19 protein-coding genes are annotated in these 24,307 nt (G+C 71.9%); 12 read left to right on the top strand and 7 right to left on the bottom strand.

Annotated features, from left to right (window positions below):
* Positions 1-27: 27 nt before the first annotated feature.
* Together OG241_RS03210 and OG241_RS03205 are read right to left on the bottom strand one after the other, a co-directional pair.
* Positions 28-777 carry an SDR family NAD(P)-dependent oxidoreductase gene (locus OG241_RS03210; protein WP_405813527.1) on the bottom strand — a complete coding sequence of 250 codons (750 nt, stop codon included), beginning with the start codon at positions 775-777 and terminating at the stop codon, positions 28-30.
* A gap of 57 nt (positions 778-834) precedes the next feature.
* Positions 835-1,638, bottom strand: coding sequence for an SDR family NAD(P)-dependent oxidoreductase (locus tag OG241_RS03205; RefSeq protein WP_405813526.1), 804 nt, complete (start codon positions 1,636-1,638; stop codon positions 835-837).
* A 251-nt stretch (positions 1,639-1,889) separates the two neighbouring features.
* Between OG241_RS03205 and OG241_RS03200 the strand changes: the two genes are divergently transcribed.
* From OG241_RS03200 to OG241_RS03180, 5 genes are all read left to right on the top strand, one after another.
* Positions 1,890-5,120, top strand: a complete 3,231-nt coding sequence (locus OG241_RS03200) for an amidohydrolase family protein (protein WP_405813525.1) — start codon at positions 1,890-1,892, stop codon at positions 5,118-5,120.
* 64 nt (positions 5,121-5,184) lie between these two features.
* Positions 5,185-5,640 carry an RpiB/LacA/LacB family sugar-phosphate isomerase gene (locus OG241_RS03195; protein WP_405813524.1) on the top strand — a complete coding sequence of 152 codons (456 nt, stop codon included), beginning with the start codon at positions 5,185-5,187 and terminating at the stop codon, positions 5,638-5,640.
* Between the two features lie 165 nt (positions 5,641-5,805).
* Positions 5,806-6,699, top strand: a complete 894-nt coding sequence (locus OG241_RS03190; RefSeq protein ID WP_405813522.1) for an SIS domain-containing protein — start codon at positions 5,806-5,808, stop codon at positions 6,697-6,699.
* A 116-nt stretch (positions 6,700-6,815) separates the two neighbouring features.
* On the top strand, positions 6,816-7,664 hold the full coding sequence (locus OG241_RS03185) for a ketose-bisphosphate aldolase (protein WP_405813521.1): 849 nt from the start codon (positions 6,816-6,818) through the stop codon (positions 7,662-7,664).
* A gap of 28 nt (positions 7,665-7,692) precedes the next feature.
* Positions 7,693-8,481, top strand: a complete 789-nt coding sequence (locus OG241_RS03180; RefSeq protein ID WP_405813520.1) for a helix-turn-helix domain-containing protein — start codon at positions 7,693-7,695, stop codon at positions 8,479-8,481.
* 18 nt (positions 8,482-8,499) lie between these two features.
* Here OG241_RS03180 and OG241_RS03175 read toward each other — a convergent pair whose 3' ends face one another.
* Positions 8,500-9,648, bottom strand: coding sequence for a methyltransferase (locus tag OG241_RS03175; protein ID WP_405813518.1), 1,149 nt, complete (start codon positions 9,646-9,648; stop codon positions 8,500-8,502).
* A 75-nt stretch (positions 9,649-9,723) separates the two neighbouring features.
* On the opposite strand from OG241_RS03175, the gene OG241_RS03170 reads away from it, so the two are divergent.
* The 5 genes from OG241_RS03170 (at position 9,724) to OG241_RS03150 (ending at position 15,470) form a co-directional block, all read left to right on the top strand.
* A complete protein-coding gene (locus OG241_RS03170) occupies positions 9,724-10,365 on the top strand; it encodes an alpha-ketoglutarate-dependent dioxygenase AlkB family protein (RefSeq protein ID WP_405813517.1) in 642 nt (213 codons plus the stop codon).
* 48 nt (positions 10,366-10,413) lie between these two features.
* Positions 10,414-11,658, top strand: a complete 1,245-nt coding sequence (locus OG241_RS03165; RefSeq protein WP_405813515.1) for an ROK family protein — start codon at positions 10,414-10,416, stop codon at positions 11,656-11,658.
* 166 nt (positions 11,659-11,824) lie between these two features.
* Positions 11,825-12,142, top strand: a complete 318-nt coding sequence (locus OG241_RS03160; RefSeq protein ID WP_405813513.1) for an SHOCT domain-containing protein — start codon at positions 11,825-11,827, stop codon at positions 12,140-12,142.
* Entirely contained in the window at positions 12,139-12,891 is a 753-nt protein-coding gene (locus OG241_RS03155) for an ABC transporter ATP-binding protein (protein WP_405813512.1), read from the top strand. Before OG241_RS03160 ends, OG241_RS03155 begins: the two co-directional genes overlap by 4 nt.
* Entirely contained in the window at positions 12,888-15,470 is a 2,583-nt protein-coding gene (locus OG241_RS03150) for an ABC transporter permease (protein WP_405813510.1), read from the top strand. Before OG241_RS03155 ends, OG241_RS03150 begins: the two co-directional genes overlap by 4 nt.
* A 51-nt stretch (positions 15,471-15,521) precedes the next feature.
* Here OG241_RS03150 and OG241_RS03145 read toward each other — a convergent pair whose 3' ends face one another.
* On the bottom strand, positions 15,522-16,097 hold the full coding sequence (locus OG241_RS03145) for an ATP-binding protein (protein WP_405813509.1): 576 nt from the start codon (positions 16,095-16,097) through the stop codon (positions 15,522-15,524).
* Between the two features lie 245 nt (positions 16,098-16,342).
* Entirely contained in the window at positions 16,343-16,666 is a 324-nt protein-coding gene (locus OG241_RS03140) for a hypothetical protein (protein WP_405813508.1), read from the bottom strand.
* 346 nt (positions 16,667-17,012) lie between these two features.
* Between OG241_RS03140 and OG241_RS03135 the strand changes: the two genes are divergently transcribed.
* Positions 17,013-18,146, top strand: a complete 1,134-nt coding sequence (locus tag OG241_RS03135; protein WP_405813506.1) for a PLP-dependent cysteine synthase family protein — start codon at positions 17,013-17,015, stop codon at positions 18,144-18,146.
* 88 nt (positions 18,147-18,234) lie between these two features.
* Here the strand turns inward: OG241_RS03135 and OG241_RS03130 are convergent, their stop codons facing one another.
* Entirely contained in the window at positions 18,235-19,053 is an 819-nt protein-coding gene (locus tag OG241_RS03130; RefSeq protein WP_405813505.1) for a DeoR/GlpR family DNA-binding transcription regulator, read from the bottom strand.
* Between the two features lie 380 nt (positions 19,054-19,433).
* Between OG241_RS03130 and OG241_RS03125 the strand changes: the two genes are divergently transcribed.
* On the top strand, positions 19,434-21,836 hold the full coding sequence (locus OG241_RS03125; protein ID WP_405813504.1) for a hypothetical protein: 2,403 nt from the start codon (positions 19,434-19,436) through the stop codon (positions 21,834-21,836).
* Here OG241_RS03125 and OG241_RS03120 read toward each other — a convergent pair.
* Positions 21,806-24,244: a right-handed parallel beta-helix repeat-containing protein gene (locus OG241_RS03120; RefSeq protein ID WP_405813503.1), complete on the bottom strand. Its 2,439-nt coding sequence runs from the start codon at positions 24,242-24,244 to the stop codon at positions 21,806-21,808. The genes OG241_RS03125 and OG241_RS03120 overlap by 31 nt on opposite strands.
* Between the last annotated feature and the right edge of the window lie 63 nt (positions 24,245-24,307).

Here is a 24,307-nt window from a genome sequence, read left to right as displayed (position 1 = left end):
GCGGCGGGGGCGAAAAAGCCGCCCGGCTCAGCGCGCTGTCCACCCCCCGTCGACATAAAGCTCCGACCCGGTCACAAAGCTCGCGTCGTCGGACGCGAGAAAAGCCACAGCCCCGGCCACCTCCCCGGGCGTACCGAGCCGGCCCAGCGGCGTCCCCTCGACCATCGCGGCCAACCGGGGCGTGTCGTGCCACAGTTCACGTGAACGGGGCGTCTCGATGAAACCGGGATGCAGGGAGTTCACCCGGACCCCGCGCTTGGCCCAGTGCAGCGCCGCGTTCTTCGTCATCAGACGTACCGCGCCTTTGGCAGCGTGGTACGAGAACTGGGCACCGAAGCCGCCGACCGTACCGAAGATCGACGCGACGTTGACGATCGAGCCGCCGCCGGAGCGTTCGATCGCCGCGCCGCCATGCTTCATACCGAGCCAGACCCCGGTCTGGGTCACGCCGAGAACCTGTTCCCAGGACTCCATGGTCTCCGTCTCGACCGTGTGCATGGCGGCGATGCCGGCGTTGTTCACCAGCACGGACAGGCCGCCCAGCGCGGAGGTCACCGCGCCGACGACCTCGCGCCACGCCGCCTCGTCCGAGACGTTCAGTGCCAGTCCCAGGGCGCCTCCGCCGACCTCCTCGGCGAGTTTCTCGCAGCGACCGGCGTCGAGGTCGGTCACCACGACCGCCGCGCCCTCCGCCGCGAGCCGCCGTACGACGGCGTCACCGATGCCTCCCGTGGCGCCGGTCACCAGCGCCGTCCTCCCGGCCAGTCCCGACAGCATCGAGTCCCCTCTCCTGTGGTCTCCTCCGGTGGGCCCCGGCCCATGTGCCGGTCGTCCTCAGTCCCGCACACCGAGCCAGGCGAGCGCGCCGCCGTCGATCACGTACGACGCTCCCGTGATGAACGCCGCGTCGTCCGAGGCCAGGAAGCACGCCAACTTGGCCGCCTCCTCCGGGCGCCCGAGCCGCTCGACCAACTGCGGTGCGGTCAGCTCGCGTTCCATGGCCGCCCGGTCGTGCGCCGCGGCGAAGTAGTCCTGGGCGAGTGGTGTGTCGATGACGCCCGGGCAGAAGCAGTTGCAGCGCACCGGGGCCAGATCGACGGCGGTCACCTTGGTCAGATGGATGACACCGGCCTTGCTGACACCGTAGGCGGGCGCGTTGGGGAAGCCAGTGAGGCCGGAGACGGAGGCGGTGTTGACGATGGCCGGCCCCCGCCGTGAGCGGCGCAGGTGCGGTGCGGCGAACTTGGTGGTCAGCCACACCGCCTTGAGATTGACCTCGTAGACGGCGTCCCAGACCTCCTCGGAGAGGGCGTCGACGCCACGGTCCCGGTCCGCCGTGAACGCGGTCTCGATCACTCCCGCGTTGTTGACCAGGACGTCGAGGCCGTCGAAACACTCCGCCGTACGCGCCACCATCTCCTGGATGCTGTCCCGCACGCGCAGATCGCAGACGATCACCTCGGCCCGCGCGCCCTCGGCGCGGACGAGGTCCGCCGTCTCGGCGGCGGTCTCCTTGTTCCGGTCGGCGACCGCCACGGCGGACGCGCCCTCCTGGGCCAGCCGCACCGCGATCGCCCGCCCGATGCCCTGCCCCGCACCGGTGACGAGCGCGGTCTTTCCGTTGAGAGAACCCAGCATGAGTCTGCTCCCTGATCCAGGACTCGCATCCTGAACCGGATCATGAAGAACCACAAACCTGAACTGAACTAGCTTCATTTTCTCTGAGTCTAGATTTGCGGGTCGGCGGGGGACAAGGCCCACGGCGGAGTGAAGTTCGGCCGAGAAACATCGGGCGGGGTCCCCTGAAGGGCGCTTCGCGCCTTACGTTCTCCTCAGCGATCTTTCCGTCCGACCTGTCCGCCCCCCAACTCCGCGCACCGGGAGCCCCCTTGGACGCCGAAGACACCCCCACCAGCACCACGGACGACACCTGGTTCGGCCCGCTTTCCCGCCGCAGATTCCTCCAGGCCACCGCCACCGCCGCAGCCACGGCCACCGCACTCGCGACCGCCGGTACGACGGTCGCGTCCGCCGCGCCCGGTTCGACGACCAGCCTCACCTTCACCGCCGCCACGGGCGGGTCCGCGACGCTCGCCCCCTCCGGTGACCGGCTGGTCGCCGAGGTCCAGAACGTGCTGTGGGCCGTGCCGCGCGCCGGTGGCGCCGCCGTCGCGCTGACCTCGCCCGGCCTCGAACCCACCCGCCCGCAGTTCTCGCCCGACGGCAGCCGTCTCGTCGTCTGTGCCTACCGGGGCGGAGGCTTCCACCTCTGGACACTCCGGCCCGACGGCACCGGGCTGCGGCAGCTCACCGACGGGCCGTGGGACGACCGGGGGCCGGCCTGGTCGCCGGACGGCACCCGGGTCGCGTTCGCCTCCGAGCGCGGGGGCGACACCGTGACCGGCGCCCCGTACCGCGTCTGGGTCGTCGACGTACGCACCGGCGCGCTGACCCGGCTCACCGGCCGCTCCGGGCAGCAGGGCCCGGGGCAGGACACCGCCTGGGAGGACTTCGACCCGACCTGGTCGCCCGACGGCACCCGGGTCCTGTTCGTACGGGCGACCGTGCCCGCGCCGGGCACCCTTCGCGCGGCCACCGTCGCGTCGGTGGCCGCGGACGGCTCGGGCCCGGTCACCGCGGAGCACACCGACGACTCCGGTGCCCAGCTCATGACCCCGGCCGTCTCACCGGCCGGACGCCTCGCCTACCTGCGCACCACGGCCGCACCCGCCGCCTCCTGCACCCTTGTCGTGGACGGCACACCGGTCGCAGTGGAGGGCGATCTCCTCCCGGCGCCGCCCCGCTGGACGCCCGACGGCGAACGCCTCCTGCTGAACGTCGACGGCCACTTCCGTCTGGTCGACCCGGCCGCGCCGGGCGACGGCGAGGAGATCCCGTTCACGGCCACACTGCCGGTGAAACGGCCCGACTACCGCGTCAAGGCGTATGACTTCGGCCAAGCGGCCGCCGGTGCCCGTCCCGTGCGCGCCCTCCACCTGCCCGCCCTCTCCCCGGACGGCCGGACCGTCGCCTTCGCTGCGCTCAACGCGCTGTGGACCGCAGGCACCAGGGGCGGCCGTCCACCCCGCAGAGTTCTCCAAGTCCCCAGCACGCGCTATGTGTTGGCGCCGACGTGGACACCCGACGGCACGGGACTGGTGTACGCCGACGATCGCGACGGTCTGTTCACCGTACGGCGCCGGGACCTCGACTCCGGCGCGGAGACCGTGCTCGCCGGGGGCGGCCGGGTCTTCCCCGCTCTCTCGCCCGACGGGACACGGCTGGCCTGCCTGGACATGTCGGGCAACCTCGTGGTGCGCGACCTGCCCGACGGCGCCGAGCGGGTCCTGGCCGCAGCACTCGGAGCGGGCGGCCTGCCCGGCCGCCCAAGCTGGTCGCCGGACGGCCGGTACGTCGCCCTGTGCGACCGGAACCGGGTCAACCAGCGGTTCCGCGAGGGCTACAACCTGATCCGTGTCGTCGACACCACCACCGGCACCGCCGCCCTGCACGCCGTAGCCCCGCACACCTCGATCGCCGACCGTTACGACTCCGGCCCCGTCTGGTCCCCCGACGGGCGCTGGATGGCGGTCGTTGCCGAGTCGGCGCTGTGGCTGCTGCCGGTCCGCGCGGACGGCACGCCGGACGGGGAACCCCACAGGCTCACCAGCGAGGCGGCCGACCATCCGTCCTGGTCCGCCGATGCCCGCACCCTCTGCTACCTCTCCGCGGGCACCCTGCGCCTGATCGACATCGCGGACGGCAGTACCCGTACCGTCCGTGTCCCGCTGGACTACCGCAGCCCGAGGCCGGCCGACACGGTGGTGCACGCGGGCCGCTTCTGGGACGGCACCGGGCCGGACGTCCGCGAGGACATCGATGTCGTGATCCGCGACGGCCGTATCGCGCAGGTCGCCCCGCACCGGGCAGGCCGCCCGGCCGTGCGCCGGATCGACGCGAGCGAGCGCACGGTGATCCCCGGCCTGTGGGACGCGCACACCCACCCCTGGCAGTCCACCTACGGCGGCCGCCAGACCGCGCTGCAGGTCGCGTACGGCATCACGACGGCCGTCTCCCTCGGCGGCTTCGCCTACGAACAGGCCCGCATCCGCGAGGCCGTCGCCGCGGGAGCCCTCACCGGACCCCGGCTGCTGTCCACCGGCGAACTGCTCGACGGAGGCCGCGTCGCCTACAGCATGGCCCGCGCCCACCGCACCCCCGAGGGCCTGCGCCGCACACTGGCCCGTGCGGAGGCGCTGGACTGGGACTTCGTGAAGACGTACGTACGTGCCCCCGGCTGGGTGATGAAGGAGGCCGCCGACTTCGCCCACGACCGGCTCGGGGTACGCAGCGGAAGCCATCTGTGCAGCCCCGGCGTGCAGCTGGGCCAGGACCTGACGACCCATCTGCAGGCCACCCAGCGACTGGAGTTCGGGCACGCCACCACTGCCACGGGACGCGCCTACCAGGACCTTGAGGAGATCTACACCCGTACCGACTTCCATCTGATCGCCACCCCGTTCACGGCGTTTCCCCTGCTCGGCGCCGACCCCGCCCTCGCGAACGACCCGCGCGTCACCACGCTCATGCCACCGTGGGACACGGCGCTCGTCCGGCAACAGGCGGCGGCGCCGCCCACCGAGGCTCAACTGACTACGCTGGACCGGGAGTTGGACGTCTATCGGCGGATCCTCGCGGCGGGCGGACTGGTGGCGCTCGGCACGGACCAGCCGCTCGTCCCGGTGGGCCTGCATCTGCACCTGGCCCTGCGCGCCCTGCACCGCGCCGGCCTGTCACCGGCGGAGGTGCTGCGCACCGCCACCCTGCTGCCCGCGCGGGTTTTCGGTGCCGATGCCGACCTGGGCACGCTGGAGGAGGGAAAACTCGCCGACCTGACGATGGTGGACGGCGACCCGTTCACCGACTTCGACACCCTGATCCGCACCGTGGGGGTCCTGCGCGGCGGCATCCCCTTCGAGCAGGCGGACCTGGTCGACGCCTTCCCGTCCGCCACCGCCCGGCACCACGCCCCACAGCGGTCGGCCTCGGGCGAGGACTGGCTGGAGGTCAGCCGCCACATGCGACGGGAGGGCTGCTGCTCCCCGGAGAGCGCAGGCTGACCGCCGGGCAGGGTCGCTCCGCGATGTGACGTGGGTCTTTGCCGTGGCTGGGTAGTCTCGGGCCATGCGGATCTCCGTTTCCTCGGACATGGACGAACCCGTGGCCCGCGCCCTCCTCAGGCAGTTGCGCGACCTCGGCCACGACGTGGTGACCCACGGGGCCCTGAGTCCCGGCGACGACCCGCAGTGGGCCGCCTGTTCGGAGGCGGCGGCCCGCGAGGTCGCCGCCGGGACCGCCGACCAGGCCGTCGTGTGCTGCTGGACCGGCACGGGCGCCTCGATCGCCGCGAACAAGGTGCCCGGTGTCCGCGCCGCCCTGTGCACGGACGCCTACACGGCGGACGGCGCCCGCCGCTGGAACGACGCCAACGTGCTCGCGCTCAGCCTGCGCCTGACCTCGGAACCGCTGCTCAAGGAGATCCTCGACGCCTGGTTCGCCGCTGAGGCGAGCACGGACACCGACGACCGGGCGAACGTGGCCCGAGTCGAGCGCCTCGACGACGGCAGAAACTCCCGGTGAATCAGTTCGATCGAAGGGGGCGGCCCTCGGCCGCCCCCTTCTCGTCGTTCACCGCCCTGCGCCGAACTCCCGCTTTCGCGCATGGGTGCTTGATTCTGCTCGAAACTGGACTGTATCTTGCAGGAACGAGCATTCCGTAGGTTCTCTCGGGGAAGGGCACACGACATGACCCATGTAGAGGACGAGCTGAGAAGCCAGCCCGAGTGCTGGACCCGCGCCGCCGCGGAGGCGGCCGAGCATGCCGGCGTGCTGCCGGTGGCGGGGGAGCGGGTCGCGGTCGTCGGCTGTGGCACCTCCTACTTCATGGCGCAGGCCGTCGCGGCCCTGCGCGAAGAGGCGGGCCAGGGCGAGACGGACGCCTTCGCCGCCTCCGAGTTCCCCTACGGCCGCCGCTACGACCGGGTCGTCGCCCTCACCCGTTCCGGCACCACCACCGAGGTTCTCGACCTGCTCCGGCGAGTGAAGAGCACCGAGCCCGTGGGTGCGCGGACGACCGCCATCACCGCCGATCCCCTAACTCCCGTACGGGAAGCCGCGGATGGCCTCGTCGTACTCGGCTACGCGGACGAACGGTCCGTCGTGCAGACGCGGTTCGCCACCACCGCCCTCACGCTTCTCCGCGCCCACCTCGGACTGCACGACGAGGCCGTGGTCGACGACTGTCGTACGGCGTTGGCGACTCCACTGCCCGAAGGGCTCGTCGAGTGCACACAGTTCACCTTCCTCGGCCGGGGGTGGACGGTGGGGCTCGCCAATGAGGCCGGACTGAAGATGCGCGAGGCGTCCCTGTCCTGGACCGAGGCGTACCCCGCGATGGAGTACCGGCACGGTCCCATCAGCGTCACCACCCGGACCACGGCGACCTGGATGTTCGGCGAGGCACCGGAAGGCCTGGCCGAACAGGTGCGGGCCACAGGGGCGTTGTGGGTGCCCGGCGCTCTCGATCCGCTCGCCGAACTCGTGCGTGCCCAGCGCCTCGCGGTCGCGGTGGCGGCGGCGCGAGGCCTCGACCCGGACCGCCCGCGTCACCTCACCCGCTCGGTGATCCTCACCCCGTGACGCCTGTCGGCGGCCAGTCACCGCGCACTCGTTGACCGAAGTCCGACCGAAGTTCGACGAGGTACGACCGAAGTCCGATCGAAGTCCGATCGAAGTCGACCGAAGGGGAAGTGGCCGTGCCGATCGTCACCACCGGTGAGCTCATCACCCGGGCCGCCGCCGCGCGTACAGCCGTCGCCGCGTTCAACATCATCACCCTGGAACACGTCGAGGCCGTCATCGCCGGTGCCGAGGAGGCGGGTTCACCCGTCGTCCTCCAAGTCAGCGAGAACGCCGTCAAGTTCCGCTATGGGCGGCTCCTCCCGCTGGCCCGTGCCGCGGCTTCGGCCGCCGAACGCGCCGCCGTACCCGTCGCTCTGCACCTCGACCATGTGCAGAGCGACGGACTGCTGCGCCAGGCGGCCGGGGCCGGATTCAGCTCCGTGATGTACGACGCGGCACGGCTCCCCTACGCGGAGAACCTCGCCGCGACCCGGGCCGCCGCCGACTGGGCGCACGCCCAAGGGATGTGGATCGAGGCCGAGTTGGGTCAGGTGGGCGGCAAGGACGGTCGGCCACCGCTGGACGCGCACGAACCCGGGGCCCGAACCGACCCCGCCGAGGCGCAGGCCTTTGTCGCCGAGTCGGGGGTGGACGCCCTGGCGGTGGCCGTCGGCAGTTCGCACGCCATGACCACCCGGACGGCAGCCCTCGACCAGGACCTCCTGAAGCGGCTGTCCGCCGCTCTGGACGTCCCGCTCGTCCTGCACGGCTCGTCCGGTGTGCCGGACGACCAGCTCACGGCCGCCGTCGCGGCAGGAATCACCAAGGTCAACATCGGCACGGCCCTGAACATCGCCATGACCGGCGCCATCAGGGTGTTCCTCGCCGCCCACCCCGAGGCGGTCGACTCGCGCTCGTATCTGAGCGTGGGACGTGAGGCGATGGCACGGGCGGTGACCCGGATCATCGGCGTGCTGGGCTGACGGTCACCAGCGCTGGTAGTTTTTTACCATGCGCGAAACGGAGCTGCACCTCGGCGAACCGCCCCACGTGGCGAACGCGGGCGTCGGCGTGCACGGCGTAGCGAGCCGCACCGACGTCTTCCGGCTGCCGGAGCTGTGGCAACTGCACCTCTACCAGTACGAGGCCGAGCTCACCGTCGACGGCACGGTGCACGTGATCCGCCCCGGCCGGGTCAGCCTCGTACCGCCCGGCAGCACGGTCCGCTTCCGCTACCAGGGCCGCTCCGAACACCTCTACGCCCACCTGCGCGTCCCGCCCGTCGGTCCGTCGCGCACGGTGCCCGTCGTGCAGGACGCCGGCCCGGAACTCCCCGTCCTCACCGGCCTGTTGCTTGCGGCGATCGCCGCCGTGCCACGGGCGCCCGAGCACACGAGAGCCGAGATCTGGACCGCGCTGTGGCGCATCGCCCACCTCACCCCGGACACCGAACGCCCGGGCCCGGGACCGCACCCGGCGGTCGGCGCCGCCATCGCGTACATCGAGGGGCGGCTGGCCGCCCCGCTCACCGTGCCCGCCGTCGCCCAGGCGGCGGGAGTCTCGCACAACCACCTGACCAGGCTGTTCAGGGCCGCGACCGGCGACACGGTGGTCGGCTACATCCGCCGCCGCAGACTCGACCGCGCCCGCCACCTGCTGCGCGCCTCGACCCTGTCCATCCCCGCCGTGGCCGCCTCGGTGGGCATCCCGGACCTTCAGGCGTTCAACAAGGCCTGCCGACGCGAACTCGGCGCGTCACCCCGCGCTCTGCGGGGAGAGACGACCACTACAGCGCTGTGAACTGGTCTGAATTCACCATCACTGCTTCACGGCCTTCAGGACGACGAACTTGGCGTCGCTCGCGACGAGTTGGCTGTTGCCGAACAGCTTCCGCAGCTTGAGGTGATAGCCGAGATGACGGTTGCCGATCACATACAGCTCCCCGCCCGGCCGCAGCGCCCGCCGCGCGCCCGTGAACATCCGCCAGGCCGTGGCGTCGGTCGTCGCCTGGTGGGTGTGGAACGGCGGATTGGTGAGCACGACGTCGACACTCCCGTCCTCGATCCCGGCCAGTCCGTCGCCGACCCGGAACTCGGCACGCCCGTCCGGCAGGCCGTTGGCCCGGTACGTCGCCTCCGCCGAGGCCACCGCCTGGAACGACTCGTCGACGAACAGCAGCTCGGCCTCCGGCGCGGCCAGCGCCACCGCCGTACCGACCACACCGTTTCCGCAGCCCAGGTCCACCACCCGGGCGGTGCCCGACGGCTCCGGCAGCTGCCGGAGGAAGAACCGGGTGCCGATGTCGAGGCGCTCGGCGCAGAAGACACCCGCGTGGTTGACCACCGGGTGTCCCGACGCCGGGCCGATGCCGTCGGGCAGCTCGTAGCGGTACGGCCAGGGACTGGCACCCCGGTCCGCGGACGGAGCGACGGTGGCGTGGATGAGCCGGGCCTTCTTCTCCGCGAGGGAGGTCCGGGTCGGGCCGATGATGCGCTCGAACAGCTTCAGCGTCGAGGTGTGGATCTCCTTGACCATGCCGGAGCCGACGACGACCGTGCCCTCGCGCAGGGCCGGCGCCAGCCGCAGCAGCTGGTCCTCGAGGAGCGCGAGACTCTTCGGCACCCGCACGAGCAGCACGTCCACGCGCTCGGGCGGTGCGTCCTGCGTCGTGAGCAGCCGCACGGAATCCTCGTCCGCGCCCGCCCGCCGCAGATTCGCCCGGGTCGCCTCCTGGGCCAGGAACGAGTCGGTGATCTGCGTGGGCCGGTGCGGGGCGAGAGCCGTGGTGAGCGCGCCCCAGCGGTCGCCGACGATCACGACCGTGCCGGACAGGTCGGTCCCGGACTCCGCGAGGTGCCCGAGGAGGTACTCGTCGGAGGCGTCCCAGGCGCGCAGCCGCTCACGCGGGTCGGCGGGGAAACGGGTCAGTGTCAGCTCGGACCAGGGAGTCTTCATACGGTCGTTCATCGTGCCCCAGGCTAACCGAGCCGCAGCTCACGCCCCGTCGGCCCCCGTCGGCTCTCCTGGGGCAGGATGGAAGCCATGGATGCCGAGCTGTTCTCCAGGGCCCGTACGGAGATCGCGCCGGGCGCGGTACACGTGCCGGACTGGCTGGACGCGGGGCGTCAGCGCGAGCTGCTGGACGCCTGCCGCGACTGGGCGCGCCCGCCCGCCGGCCTGCGCACGGTCCGGACGCCAGGCGGCGGCACGATGACCGCCCGCCAGGTGTGCCTCGGCCGCCACTGGTACCCGTACGGCTATGCAAGCACGGTCGTCGACGGCGACGGCTCGCCCGTGAAACCGTTCCCGGAGTGGCTGGGCGAGCTGGGGAGGGAGGCAGCCGCGGCGGCCGGGTTCGACAGTGACGTCGACCACGACATCGCGCTGATCAATTTCTACGACTCCGACGCCCGCATGGGCATGCACCGCGACAGCGACGAGAAGTCGGACGCGCCCGTGGTCTCCCTGAGCCTCGGTGACACCTGCCTCTTCCGCTTCGGGAACACGGCGACACGGACCAGGCCGTACACCGACGTCGAGCTGCGCAGCGGTGACCTGTTCGTCTTCGGCGGCGCGTCCCGGCTCGCCCACCACGGGGTGCCGCGGGTGTACGGGAGCACGGCGCCACCCGAGTTGGGACTGACCGGCCGGTTGAACATCACGCTCAGGGTCAGCGGTTTCTAGGCCTACTGTGCGGTCACCGGGCGTAGGGATCATGGGAGACTCGCCCTCATGAGCGGCAAGGCTGACCCCCGGACGGCGGGGGAGGGGACCACCTCTAGGACGCGGTTGGACCGGGGGCGCGGCGCACTCGGGCCCGCCTTGGAGCTCGTGCACACCGGCAGGGCGCCCACCCGGGCCGTGCTCACCGCCGAGCTGGGGGTCACCCGGGCGACGGCCGGTGCGGTGGCGTCCGAGCTGGAGGCGCTCGGGCTGATCAGAGTGGACGCCCGGCCGGGGGCGGCGGCCGGTTCGCAGGGTCGCCCCTCGCACCGGCTCGAGGTCGCCGAGGACGGGCCGGTCGTCCTGGCCGCCCAGGTGCACGCCGACGGGTTCCGGGCCGCGCTGGTCGGGCTCGGCGGGCGGATCGTCGCCACCGCGCCCGGCTGCGAGACCGTCGACGCCGACCCGGCGAAGGTGCTCGGCTCGGTCGTCGAGGCGGGCGCCGAGCTGCTGCGCGACACCGGCAGGCGGTGTGTGGGCGCCGGTCTCGCCGTGCCCTCCGCTGTCGCCGAACCCGAGGGCCTGGCCCTGAACCCGCTGCACCTCGCCTGGCCGGCCGGTTCGGCGGTACGGGAGATCTTCGCCGAGCGCGTACGGGAGGCGGGCATCGCCGGTCCGGCCTTCGCGGGCAACGACGTCAACCTCGCCGCGCTCGCCGAACACCGGCACGGCGCCGGACGCGGCGCCCGCGACCTGCTGTGCGTGGCCACCGGGCACCGGGGTGTCGGCGGGGCGCTGGTCCTCGACGGGCGCCTGCACACGGGCAGTTCGGGCCTCGCACTCGAAGTCGGGCACCTCACCGTCAACCCCGAGGGACGCCCCTGCCACTGTGGCAGCCAGGGCTGCCTGGACGTCGAGGCCGACCCGCTCGCCTTCCTCACCGCGGCGGGCCGCGACCCCGGACCCGAGGTGTCCCTGCTCCAGCAGGCCAACGACCTGATCCGCGGCCAGTACACGGACCCGACGGTCCGCACGGCCGCCGAGACCCTGATCGACCGCCTCGGCCTGGGCCTGGCGGGCCTCGTGAACATCCTCAACCCGGACCGCATCATCCTCGGTGGCCTGCACCGCACTCTCCTCGACGCCGACGCGGACCGCCTGCGCGCGGTGGTCGCCGACCGCAGTCTGTGGGGCCGCAGCGGCGGCGTGCCCATCCTGGCCTGCACGCTGGACCACAACAGCCTGGTGGGAGCGGCCGAGCTGGCGTGGCAACCGGTACTGGACGACCCGCTGGGCGCGCTGGCCCAGCGCTAGCAAGGATCGTCCTGAAGCAGCGCGAAGCAGTGAGGAGCAGCGGGAAAGAGCCCGCGTACTCCCGGGGAGGTACACGTACTGCCGTCGGCCGTACGACGACCCGGACCCCCTCCCGGCGCGAACCTCGAGTCATCAACGAAAACCCCGACCCGGGAGATGACTCGACATGCAGACCCTCGCGAACTGGAACGGTGGCCCCGGCCCGTGGATCCTGTTCTTCCCGCTGATCTGGGCGTTCGTCGTGATCGGCGTCGTCACCGTCCTGCGCCGCACGGCCTGGCGCGGTCGCCGTGGCCCGTGGCGCCCCGTGAGCGGCCGTGACGACACGCAGGACCGGCTCTCCGGCGACGCGCCGCTCGCCGTACTGGGCCGGCGCTTCGCCTCCGGCGAGATCGACGAGGACGAGTACTGGCGGCGGCTCTCCGTCCTGGACGAGCAGTTCGGTGCCGCAGGCGGGCGCCCGGGCAAGGGCGGTGCGGTATGACCACCGCCGCCACCACGACCCGTACGGCGGCCGGTGTCGTCGACGCGGTGAAGGTGTACGGCGGTGGCGACACCGCCGTACGGGCCCTCGACGGGGTGAGCGTCGGCTTTCCGGCCGGGCGGTTCACCGCGATCATGGGGCCCTCGGGTTCCGGCAAGTCCACCCTGATGCACTGTGCGGCAGGCCTGGACACCCTCACCTCGGGAACCGCGTTCATCGGTGACACCGAACTCGGCGCGCTCGACGACCGGCACCTGACCCTGCTGCGCCGTGACCGGATCGGCTTCGTCTTCCAGGCGTTCAACCTGGTCCCGACGCTGACCGTCGCCGAGAACATCACGCTGCCGATCGACCTGGCCGGCCGAGACGGTGACCGGGAGTGGATCGACACCCTCGTCGACGTGGTCGGCCTGCGCGACCGGCTTCACCACCGCCCCTCCGAACTCTCCGGCGGCCAGCAGCAACGCGTCGCCGTGGCACGGGCGTTCGCCGGACGTCCCGACGTCGTCTTCGCCGACGAACCGACCGGGAACCTCGACTCGCGCTCCAGCGAGGAGGTCCTCGGCCTGCTCGGGCGGGCGGTGCGGGACATGGACCGCACGGTCGTCATGGTCACCCACGACCCGGTCGCCGCCGCCCACGCCGACCAGGTCCTCTTCCTGGCCGACGGCCGTCTGGTGGACCGGATGGAGTCCCCGACCGCCGACAAGGTCCTGGACCGGTTGAAAGCCTTCGAGGTGCCCTCATGAACGCCTCCGCACGCGCCCTTGGCCCCACCGTCCGCATCAGCCTCGCCTCGCTGCGCGCCCACAGGCGCCGCTTCGCCGGTACGTTCCTGGCGGTGTTCCTCGGGGTGGCCTTCCTGGCCGGCACCCTGGTCATGGGCGACACCCTGCGCGCCGGCTTCGACACCATGTTCGGAGACGCGACGAGCGGCACCGACGCCGTCGTCCGCAGCGCCGACGCCATCACGACCCCCGGCGAGAGCCAGGGCGTACGCGGGCCGGTCCCCACCGACCTGGTCGACACGGTCGAGCGGGTCCCGGGCGTCGCTGCCGCCGCCCCCGACATCCAGGGCGCGGGCCAGCTCCTCGCCGCCGACGGCCGACCGATCGGCGGCCAAGGCCCGCCCACCCTCGCCGGCAACTGGATCACCGACCCGAAGCTGAACCCGTACCGACTCGCCGAAGGACGCGCCCCGGCGAGGTCCGGGGAGGTCGTCGTCAACCGGGGTACGGCCGAAAAGGGCGACCTGAGGATCGGCGACACGACGATCCTGCGTACGCCCGACCCGGTGAGGGTGACGATCGTCGGACTCGCGACCTTCGCGGGCGAGGACGGCATGGCGCAGGTGACGTTCACCGGGATGACCCAGGCGGACGCCGAGAAGTACCTGACCGCGAAGCCCGGGCAGGCGGCGAGCATCCAGGTGCGGGCCGGTCCCGGGGTCGGTCAGCAGGAGCTGGTGGTCCGGCTGACTCCCGTACTGCCCAAGGGAGTTGAGGCGATCACCGGTCAGGAGTCGGCCGAGGAGAACACCGAGATGATCTCCAGTCGGTTCCTGGACATCTTCACTCTCTTCCTCCTCGCCTTCTCGGGCGTGGCGATCCTGGTCGCGACCTTCTCCATCCACAACACCTTCGCGATCGTCGTCGCCCAACGCACCCGCGAGAACGCCCTGTTGCGCGCGCTGGGCGCCTCACGCCGCCAGGTCACCGCGGCCACGCTCGTCGAGGCGACCGCGGTCGCCGTGACGGCGTCGATCGTGGGCCTCGTCGGCGGCATCGCCATCGCCGCAGGCCTCCAGGCGCTCTTCCCGGCCATCGGATTCCCCTTCCCCGAAAGCGACTTGGTGATCAGCGGGCTGTCCATGCTGCTGCCGCTCGCGGTCGGCATCGTGGTCTGCCTGAGCTCCGCCCTGCTGCCCGCCGTACGCGCCGGCCGCACCGCACCCCTGGCCGCTCTTCGGGAGACGGCCGTGGACCGGTCGGGTGCCTCGTCCGTCCGGGCGGTCACCGGCGCGGGTCTCGGGGCCCTCGCGCTCGCGCTGACGCTGACCGGCGTCCTCGTCTCACCGTCCTTGTGGCTGGCGGGACTTGGCGGCGTACTGGCTCTCGCGTCCTTCGTGGTCCTGGGCCCGGTCGCGTCCACGACAGTCGTACGGGTCCTCGGCGGCCCCCTCGGCAGACTGCGTGGAGTCACCGGGGATCTCGCCCGGCGCAACGCCCTGCGCAGCCCGAAGCGGACCGCCGCCACTGCGAGCGCCCTGATGATCGGCGTGGCCGTCGTCTCCCTGTTCACCGTGTTCGGCGCCTCGCTGAAGGCCACCATGGACCAGACCGTGTCACGGTCCTTCGCGGGCGATGTGGCCGTGAGCACCCCCTCGTTCGGCGCGGGCGGCAGCGGACTCAGCCCGGCCCTCGCTCCCGCGATCGCCCAGCGGCCCGAGGTGGCGGACGCGGTCGGACTCGGCCGGGGAGTCGCCGAAGTCGACGGCCGGGGACGGGCGTTGACCGTCACCGACCCCGTCACGCTCGGCCGGGTCTTCGACCTGGGTGAGATCCGCGGCTCGCTGACCGGCCTCGGCACCGACGGCATCGCCGTCACCCGGGCGGAAGCCGACCGCCAGGGTCTGCGGACCGGCGACACCACCGAACTCGCCTTCACCGACGGCCGGAAGGAGAGCTTCACCGTCCGCGCCGTCTACGGCCGGTCGGAGCTCGTCGGCGACTACGTCATCACCCGTGCCGCCTGGGTACCGCACCGCGCCCAGGACTCCGACACGTTGATCGCCGTCTCCTTCAAGGACGGCGTGGGTACGGACGCGGGCAAGGCCGCCGTCGAGCAGGTCGCCGCACGTTTCGGCGACCCCGAGGTGCAGACCCGCGACGAGTTCGCCCAGTCATCGGCCAAAGGCATCGACATGATGCTCACCCTCGTCTACGCGCTGCTCGCCCTCGCGGTGCTCATCGCACTGCTCGGCATCGCCAACACGCTGACCCTCGCGATCCACGAACGCACCCGTGAACTCGGCCTGTTGAGGGCGGTCGGTCAGACCCGGGCCCAACTGCGTGCCATGGTCCGCTGGGAGTCGGTCCTCGTCGCCGCCTTCGGCACGGTGGGCGGGCTCGCCCTCGGTGCCTTCCTCGGCTGGGTGCTGGTGAAGGCGTCGGACGGCGCGAGCGACAGTGTCTTCGCCTTCGCGCTGCCGTCCACACAACTCGCGGTCGTGGCCCTGGTGGGCGTCGCGGCCGGCGCACTCGCGGGTCTGCGCCCGGCCCGGCGGGCGGCACGTCTGGACGTACTGCGGGCCGTCGCCACCGAGTGACGTACGGGCACGGCGAGGCGAGGGGGTGGGAGATCGGCGGTCACCGCCCGGTCAGCCGACAACGGCCGACCGGGCGGGAGCGTGTTCCGGCCTGCGCCGGACTGCCCCCGACTTGTGTCCCTTGTCGTACGGCGGCTCGTCGAACCCGGGCCCGTCACACGGCTGCTCCTCGAACGGCAGCTGTGCGGGCGCCGCGGTCGCGGGCCGGGTCTCCGGAGCCGCCACCACAGGTGCGACCGTCGGCAGGGTGAACCACACGACCTTTCCGGACTCGCCGTCCGGCCGCACACCCCAGCTCTCGCTGACCGCGGCGACCATCGCGAGGCCGCGTCCGCAGGTGGCGGTGGGATCCGCGTCCCGGAGTTCGGGAATGCGCGGGTCGTGATCGTGGACCGAGACGGTGAGCCGGTCGAGCAGGACCTCGATCTCCACGGTGCACAGCTTGTCGGGCTGGGCGTGCCGGTGGACGTTGGTCAGCAGTTCGGTCACACCGAGCGAGGCCCGGTCTATCAAGGGATCCAGATGCCAGTAGCGCAAATGTGCAGATACGATTCTGCGGACCTGGCCGATCCGCGACGGCAGGGCTTGGAGCTCCACCGTGCAGTGCCTGCTTGGGTGACTGATCACGGCTTGCGACTCCCCGAATTGAGGTCCGGAAGAAGACACGAGAGCGGATCCAGCAGATGGCTGTCTGTAATGGCCGCCTGCTGTCTATGACCGGCGGGCTGGTTCGCAGCGTTATCACCGGTAAACCCAGAGTGATGTGTGACAAGCGTGACTCAGGGGGCGGAAACCCGCAACTCGCGGCATGGTTCCGGGCGCACTCGGTGCCCGCGCCAAGCGGGGCCCCACGGTCCCTGACGTCCTAGGGCCTAGTGCCCGCGCCCCGCCGCCTTGCGTACGGCCTCGATGAAGCGGCTCGCCGCGGGCGGGCCGGGCCGGCCCGGCGCGGGGTCGTGTTCCCCCAGCGTCAGCAGGTATCGATTGCCGTTGAGGTCGGCCAGCGCCCGGTCGTCGGCCGCGAACCAGGGCTTCGACGCGCGCACCGCCTGCACGGGAGCGCTGTCGATCTCGCTGCCGTAACTGGTGAGCAACTCCAGCCTGCCCCCGCTGATCCGGACCTGTCCGGCCCGGGTGAGGGAGCGCAACCTCTTCCCGATCCGCACGCCCGTGGCCGTGAACTCCGGCTCCGCCATGATGCTCCGCCCCCTAGTCGGCCTGTGCCGAGATGCGTGGTCGTCCCGCGTGAAACGTGATCCAGTGTGTTGATCCAGTGTGCGCCCCCGTGCCGTGCAGTCTGCCCGCCCCCGGCGAGGAGCACCAGTGCGTACGACGCTCCGCGCCAACCGGCGGGAGCACTCACCGGGATGCGCCCCGCGCTCCTCCGCCCCCGTCCCGCCTTTCCCCATCCCTCACCCCAGGCCTCCCTTTGGGTCTCCCAAAGGGGTGTTTATGCAGGTGAGGAGCGTGTGCAAGGTGTCTATGATCGAGGTGTCCGGCTGCCCGACGAGCCGTCGGCGTGCGTATCGCAAGGAGCCTGACGTGAGCATCCCCGACCCCACCCGGACCGCCGAAACCCTGGACACGCTCGACGTGGACCGCAGCGACGCCGACTACCGGGGCTGGCTCAAAGAGGCCGTCCGCAAGGTCCAGGCCGACGCCAACCGCTCGGCCGACACCCACCTGCTGCGTTTCCCGTTGCCGGAGAAGTGGGGTATCGACCTTTATCTGAAGGACGAGTCCACCCACCCCACCGGAAGCCTCAAGCACCGCCTCGCCCGCTCTCTCTTCCTCTACGGGCTGTGCAATGGCTGGATCCGCCCCGGCCGCCCGGTGATCGAGGCGTCCAGCGGCTCCACCGCCGTCTCCGAGGCGTACTTCGCGAAGCTGATCGGCGTGCCCTTCATCGCGGTGATGCCCCGCACGACCAGCGCCGAGAAGTGCCGCCTCATCGAGTTCCACGGCGGCCAGTGCCACTTCGTGGACGACTCCCGCAAAATGTACGAGGCCTCGGCAGCCCTCGCGGCGGAGACGGGCGGCCACTACATGGACCAGTTCACCTACGCGGAACGGGCCACGGACTGGCGCGGGAACAACAACATCGCCGAATCCATCTTCCGCCAACTGGAACTGGAACGTTTCCCGGAACCCACCTGGATCGTCGCCACGGCCGGCACCGGCGGCACCTCGGCGACGCTCGCCCGCTACGTCCACTACACACAGCGCGACACCCGTATCTGTGTCGCCGACCCGGAGAACTCCTGCTTCTTCGAGGGCTGGACCACCGGCGATCCGGACGTCACGTGCGACTGCGGCTCCCGCATCGAGGGCATCGGCCGCCCTCGAATGGAGCCCAGTTTCGTCCCCGGCGCGGTGGACCGCATGATGAAGGTCCCGGACGCGGCGAGCATCGCAGCGGTGAGAGCCCTGGAACAAGCCATCGGCCGCAAGGCGGGCGGCTCCACCGGTACAGGCCTGTGGAGCGCCCTCAGGATCGTGGCGGAAATGGTCACGAAGGACCAACAGGGCAGCGTAGTAACCCTCCTGTGCGACCACGGAGACCGCTACCTGGACAAGTACTACTCGGATACGTGGCTGAAGGAACAGGCCCTGAACATCGAGCCGTACGGAGCAAAAATCGAGGGCTTCCTAAAAACAGGCCTGTGGCCCAACTGACCTCTAGGGGCGCGGGGAACTGCGCGACAAGCCACAGCGGCGCCGCACCCGCAAACGCACCAACCGAGGCACCCCTTTAGGCGCACCCTCAACTGCCAACTTCACCGGCGACAACCAGCCGCCGCAAATGCTCCGAAACCTCAGCCCGAGCCTCAGGCACCAACCCCGAGTCCGTCACCAACGTGTCCACCTGCTCCAACGCCGCGAACGAACTGAGCCCCACCGTCCCCCACTTGGTGTGGTCGGCGACCACGACAACGCGCCGAGCGGACTGCACCAGCCGCCGATTCGTCTCCGCCTCCGCGAGGTTCGGCGTGGACAGCCCGGCCTCGACCGATATCCCGTGCACGCCCAGGAACAGCATGTCGAAGTGGAGTGACGCGATCGCCTGGTCGGCCACCGGCCCCACCAGCGAGTCGGACGGCGTCCGCACCCCGCCGGTCAGCACGACCGTCGCCGCCCCCTGCCGTTGCCCCGACACGCGCTGCGCGGTGTGGAAGACGTCGGCCACGCGCACCGAGTTGGTCACCACGGTCAGATCCGGCACGTCCAGCAGATGATGCGCCAGCGCGTACGTCGTCGTACCGCCCGACAGAGCGATCGCCGAACCCGGCGCGACCAGTTCCGCCGCGGCCCGGGCGATGTCCTCCTTGGCCGTCAGTTCCAGGCCGGACTTGGCCTCGAACCCCGGCTCGTGGGTACTCGCCTCGACGACCGGCACCGCGCCGCCGTGCACCTTCTCCAGGACGCCCTGGCGGGCCAGGGCGTCGAGGTCACGGCGAACCGTCATGTCCGACACGCCGAGCTTCCGGGTCAGCTCGTTGACGCGAACGCCCCCGCGACGCCGTACCTCGTCGAGGATCAGGGCGCGGCGCTGCTCCGCGAGGAGGTTCTGGTTGTCATTCACGGCCGCTCCACGTCTTTCCGGGGTTGCTCCGGGCCTGCCGGTCCACTCGCCCCCACCAACTCCGACACGTCCCGCACACCCGCTGTGCACCTGCTGCGAACCCGCTCCGACAAGGACATTCCTCCTGCTAGCGGCCCGGCGGACGTCCCATACTCGCATGGGCCGGTACTCGTCGCGCCACTGCCCGTCACGACGCGGACATGTCACTCTGGCAACACCGGCTCCACGCTTGTCACACGGATCGGGGAGATTCCGTGACGAGAGGTGTACGGAGCCCACCTGGCGGAGATCCTCCAGTCCCGCCCGGCATCGTCGTTCACAGGACGCGTGGCCGTCGGCGGGGCACGGGGGAAGCACGAGCGACGGGGGAAGTGCGAACAGTGGAGCACGTACAGGAACGGGCCGCGGCGCCCGGAACGGACAGCGCGGCCGGGCCGCCCGAAAGACCCGAACGGACCGGGGCGGCGACGACCACCGGCATCGCCCTGGAATTACTGGTCCACGGCGTGGGAGGTGCCACGCCCGAGAAGATGCTCAACGATCCGCGGACCGTCCGCATCACCGGCGACGACACGGCCGCTGTCTTCCGGCGAGTGGACGACGCCGGGGCGGAGGACCGGCCCGCGGACCCGCACGGCGCGCCGGTGCGCGAGGCGTACGTGTGGTGCAACCTCACCTCCGGGAACGGCACGCGCGCCCTGTGGCTGTTGCTGCTGCCGTTCATGGTGGTCAACCTCGCCCACTGGATGCGCCCCACTGCCCGCGACCGGCAGCGCACGGTCCGCCTCTACGGCCTCCTGGTGCGCCTCGCGGGCCTGACCCTCACCGTCCTCCTGGTCGCCGCCGCCTGCGAGGTCGCCCTCGACCTCACGGCCTGGCAGTGCGCTGGCACCCGCTCGTGCGCCGAGGCGCACTCGTGGCTCGGTTTCCTCTCGCCGACCGAGTCGGGCGGCGGCTGGTGGAGCGTGCCGGGCCGCCGCCTGGCCCTGGCCGCCGTGGTGCCCGCCGCGCTCACCGGCCTGCTGTGGTTCCTGTCCCGTCGCACCTGGCGGGCGTACGAGTCCCAGCGGCCGATGGCCCACGCCCCCGAGCCCGCCGACGAGAACATCCGTACGGCGCTGGGGCGGCCCGGATTCTGGTACGGCCGACGGCTGGTCGCCCGGCTGCGCGCCGCGCACACCGCGGCCGGCCTGCTGACGGTCGCCGCCGCCCTCGGCTCGGCCGCCGCCCGCCACGACCGCGAACCAGGCGGTCCGGCGATCCTGGCGACCCTGGCCGGGCTGCTGTACGTGTCGCTGGCCGCCGGGGCCGTCGCCGTGGTGTGGGTGGTGTGCCGCCGGGGACGCAGCGAGAGACGCCTCGACCAGGAACTCGACGCCCGGCTCGTCCGCCTCCTGCCGGGCGGCGCGCTCGCCCTGCTGCTCCTGACGGCCGTGTACGCGGGCTGGTCGCGTCCCGGGTGGCGGTCGGCGGGGCGGCTGCCGGGCGACACGACCTTCGGCACCCTCGCACTGCTCCAGGGGATCATCGTCGTCGTCCTGGCCGTCGTCGCCCACCTGCTGTACCGCACCCACCCCGACCCGCGAGCCGCTCTGCGCGGCCTCGGCGGACCGGCCGTCGCGACGCTCGCCTGCGCGCTGGGCGGCGTGATGTCCGGCGGCGTGTCCCAGCGCGTCGCCGACTGGCTGGACGGCACCGGCGCCACCGTCGAAGGACCGCCCGTGCTGCTGACCTGGCAGGCATCGGTGATCCCCGCCGTGCTCCTGGTGGTCCTGGGCCTGATCGGCTGGCTGGCCCGGCGCACCCTGCAACTGCGCCGCGCCGAGCTGGACGCCGTCGAGCAGGACTACGACGACGGCTCCGGGGAGCCCATGGACGCCGCGCGCACCCGTCGGATCGCGAGCATGCGAGCGATGGCCGCCCTCACCGACCGGGCGCCCCGCATCGTCGGGATCACCTCCGCGGTCACGCTGCTCCTGGGCGCTACCGCGCTGATCGGAGCCCGGATCACGGACGACACGCCGGGAGACGCCTCGCACGGCACGTACGGGATCGTCCAGGGCGCCGCCGAGACCGCCCAGGCCCTCGGGTCCTGGCTGATCGGAGTCGGCTTCCTGCTGTTCGTCACCTGGGGACGGCGCGCCTACAAGGACCCGGCGGCGCGGCGCACCATCGGCATCCTCTGGGACGTCGGCACCTTCTGGCCGCGCGCCTCCCACCCCTTCGCACCGCCCTGCTACGCGGAACGCGCCGTGCCCGACCTCACCTGGCGGATGGCCACCTGGACCGAGGCCACCGGCGGACGCCTGGTCCTCTCCGGGCACTCCCAGGGCAGCGTCCTCGCGGCGGCCGCCGCCTGGCAGCTGAAGCCGTCCGTGCGGCGGCGCGTCGCGCTGCTGACGTACGGTTCACCGCTGGAGCGCCTGTACGGGCGCTGGTTCCCGGCCCATTTCGGCCCCGCCGCGCTCACCTCGCTGCACCACGACGTGGCCTGCTGGCGCAACCTGTACCGACTCACCGACCCGATCGGCGGCCCCGTACACCTGCCCGGCGACTGCGGCCCCGAAGTGGACCGCGCACCGCTCAAGGACCCGCTCGCCTACGGCCGCGACAAGGAGCATCCGCTGCCCTCACCGATCCTCGGCCACTCCGACTACCAGGCCGACCCGGCCTTCGCCGACGAGCGCGAGGAACTGCTGGGGCGGCTGACGCCACCCGAGGCGCTGCCCGGACCTAGGCCAAAGGCCGGGGTTCAGGGCAGCTCGGGCAGGTCCTCGGGGTAGAGCAGGGTCAGGTCGTCCGTGCTCGGCTCGGGGTGCTGGGCGACGCGGCCCGCGTGCCGCTCGACCATCGCTTCGAACGTCTGCCGCGCCGTGCGGCCGTTGCCGAACGTCGCACCCTTGGGGATCGCCTCGAAGTACTTCAGCAGCGACTCGGAGGCGCCCGGGCCGAGCCGGTACTCGTGCTCCTCCGACTGCTGCTCAACGATCCGCAGCAGTTCCTCGGGGCCGTAGTCACCGAACGTGATGGTCCGCGAGAAACGGGAGGCGACCCCGGGGTTGATCGACAGGAAGCGCTCCATCTCGGCCGTGTAGCCCGCGACGATCACCACCACGGCCTCCCGGTGGTCCTCCATCAGCTTCACCAGCGTGTCGATGGCCTCCTTGCCGAAGTCACGGCCGGAGTCCTCCGGGGACAGCGCGTACGCCTCGTCGATGAACAGCACACCGCCCCGCGCCCGGTCGAAGGCCTCCTGGGTGCGGATCGCCGTCGAACCGATGTGCTCGCCGACCAGGTCCACCCGGGACACCTCGACGAGATGGCCCTTCTCCAGGACACCGAGCGCGGCCAGGATCTCGCCGTAGAGCCGGGCGACCGTCGTCTTGCCGGTACCGGGGGAGCCCGTGAAGACCAGATGGCGGCGGGCGGAGGCCGCCTTGAGGCCCGCCTGCTGCCGGCGCCGGCCGACCTCGATCATGTCGGTGAGGGCCCGCACCTCGCGCTTGACGCTCTCCAGGCCCACCAGCGCGTCGAGTTCGCCCAGGACGTCCTTCGAGGACCGCGCGGCCTCCTCCGGCGCCGAGGGGCCGACCGCCGACTCCGGCTCCGCGCTGCGCTGACCCGGGATCCCGCCCAGCACCCCCGCCGACTGGACCGCTGTCAGCACGGCCGTCTCCGGCACCAGGGGCGTGCGCAGGGCCGCGCTCTCGTCGCTGGTGCAGTCCTCGACGACCGGCCCGCCGCCGGTGGCCGCGCCGGAACCGCCGTCGGCGAACTCGTAACCACCGCGCGCGCAGCGTTCCGTGCGGCACTTCGTCAGCGTCGTTCGGCAACCGTCTATGACATGGAAGCCGTAGCCCTCGCTGCCCGTCACCCGGCAGTGCAGGAAGCTGCCCCGGCCGCCCGCCGACACATAGAAGCCCGCCTCGGCGGGGGAGTCGACCGTGCAGCGCTCGATGGTGGGGTCGGCGCCCTTGGTGACGATCACGCCCGTCTGGGTGCCGACCACGGTGCAGCCGTTGAGTGTGCCGCCGCTGCCGTGGTCGCGGAACCAGGCGCCCGTCGCCGCGTCCCGGATCCGGCAGTCGTCGAGCTGAGCGGTCGCGCCGTCACTGACCGACACAGCCGTGTTGCGCACCTGCGAGAGATCGCTGTCGACGACGTCCGCGCGTGAGCCCCGGTCGAGCACGAACAGCGCGTCCGGCACGTCGTGCACCCGGCAGGACTCGAGGACGGCCGTGGCGCCGTCGCTGATCCACACCGCCGGGTAGTCGCCGGTGCTGTCGAAGATCTCGCACTGGTTGGCGTCCACGCGTGTGCCCGGATCCCACACCGACAGCCCGTTACGCCCGAACTGACGCACCGTCGTGCGGGTCAGGGTGAGAACCGAGCGGGACCGCAGGTCGACCGCGTTCTCCGGGATGTCGTGGATACGGCAGTCGGCGAGCGTCAGCACGGCGTCGGTGTCGAGCGTCACGCCGTCCGCGGACGTACGGTGCACACCACAGTCGGTCAGGTGGGCCGTGGCCCGGCCGGTGATGTGGACGCCGCTGCCCTTGACCTCGTAGATCTCACAACCGACCGCTTCCAGCGCCGAGTTCTCGCCCGAGACCGACAGACCGACGCCCGAGGCGTGGTGCACGCGGCTCCGCTCCAGACGCGGACGGCCGCCGTCGCGCACGGTCACGCCCGCCTGGCCGGCCGCGACGACCTCGCACTCCTCGAACACCCCGCCCGCGTCGTCCAGTACGGCGATACCGGCGCCCGCCGGGTTGTCGACCGTGCAGCGTCGCACCGTTGGGCGCGCGCCACCGCGCACCTCGATGCCCGCGGCGGACCGGGTGACGATCCGCAGGTCCATCAGCTCAGGTGTGCCCTCCTCGACGAGCACGGCCGCCGAGGTCGGGTCCTGGCCCTCCACATGCAGGTCCTGGACCACCGCCGAGGCACGCACGGTGAGCGGTACGCCGTCGGCGGGTGCGATGCGCACCGAGCCGGGGGAGCCCTCCGGCCCGCGAAGTGTCACCGCCCGCTCGACGACGAGGTTCTCCCGGTAGGTGCCGGGCGCGACGGTGAGGACGTCGCCGTCCGCCGCGGCCTCCAGGGCGGCGGCGAGCGACGCGTACTCACCCGTGCGGCGCCGCCACCTCGAAGTGCCGGTGTGCGTCACCTGGACCGTGCCCTGTGCCATGGCGCTGCTGTGCCCCCACCTCGTGGAACGCGGGATGTCGCGGAAGGTGCCGAACGATGTCGG

The sequence above is a fragment of the Streptomyces sp. NBC_01390 genome (assembly GCF_045040105.1).
In the GTDB taxonomy this organism is placed as follows: domain Bacteria; phylum Actinomycetota; class Actinomycetes; order Streptomycetales; family Streptomycetaceae; genus Streptomyces.
This window is presented reverse-complemented; position numbering and strand designations above follow the sequence as displayed.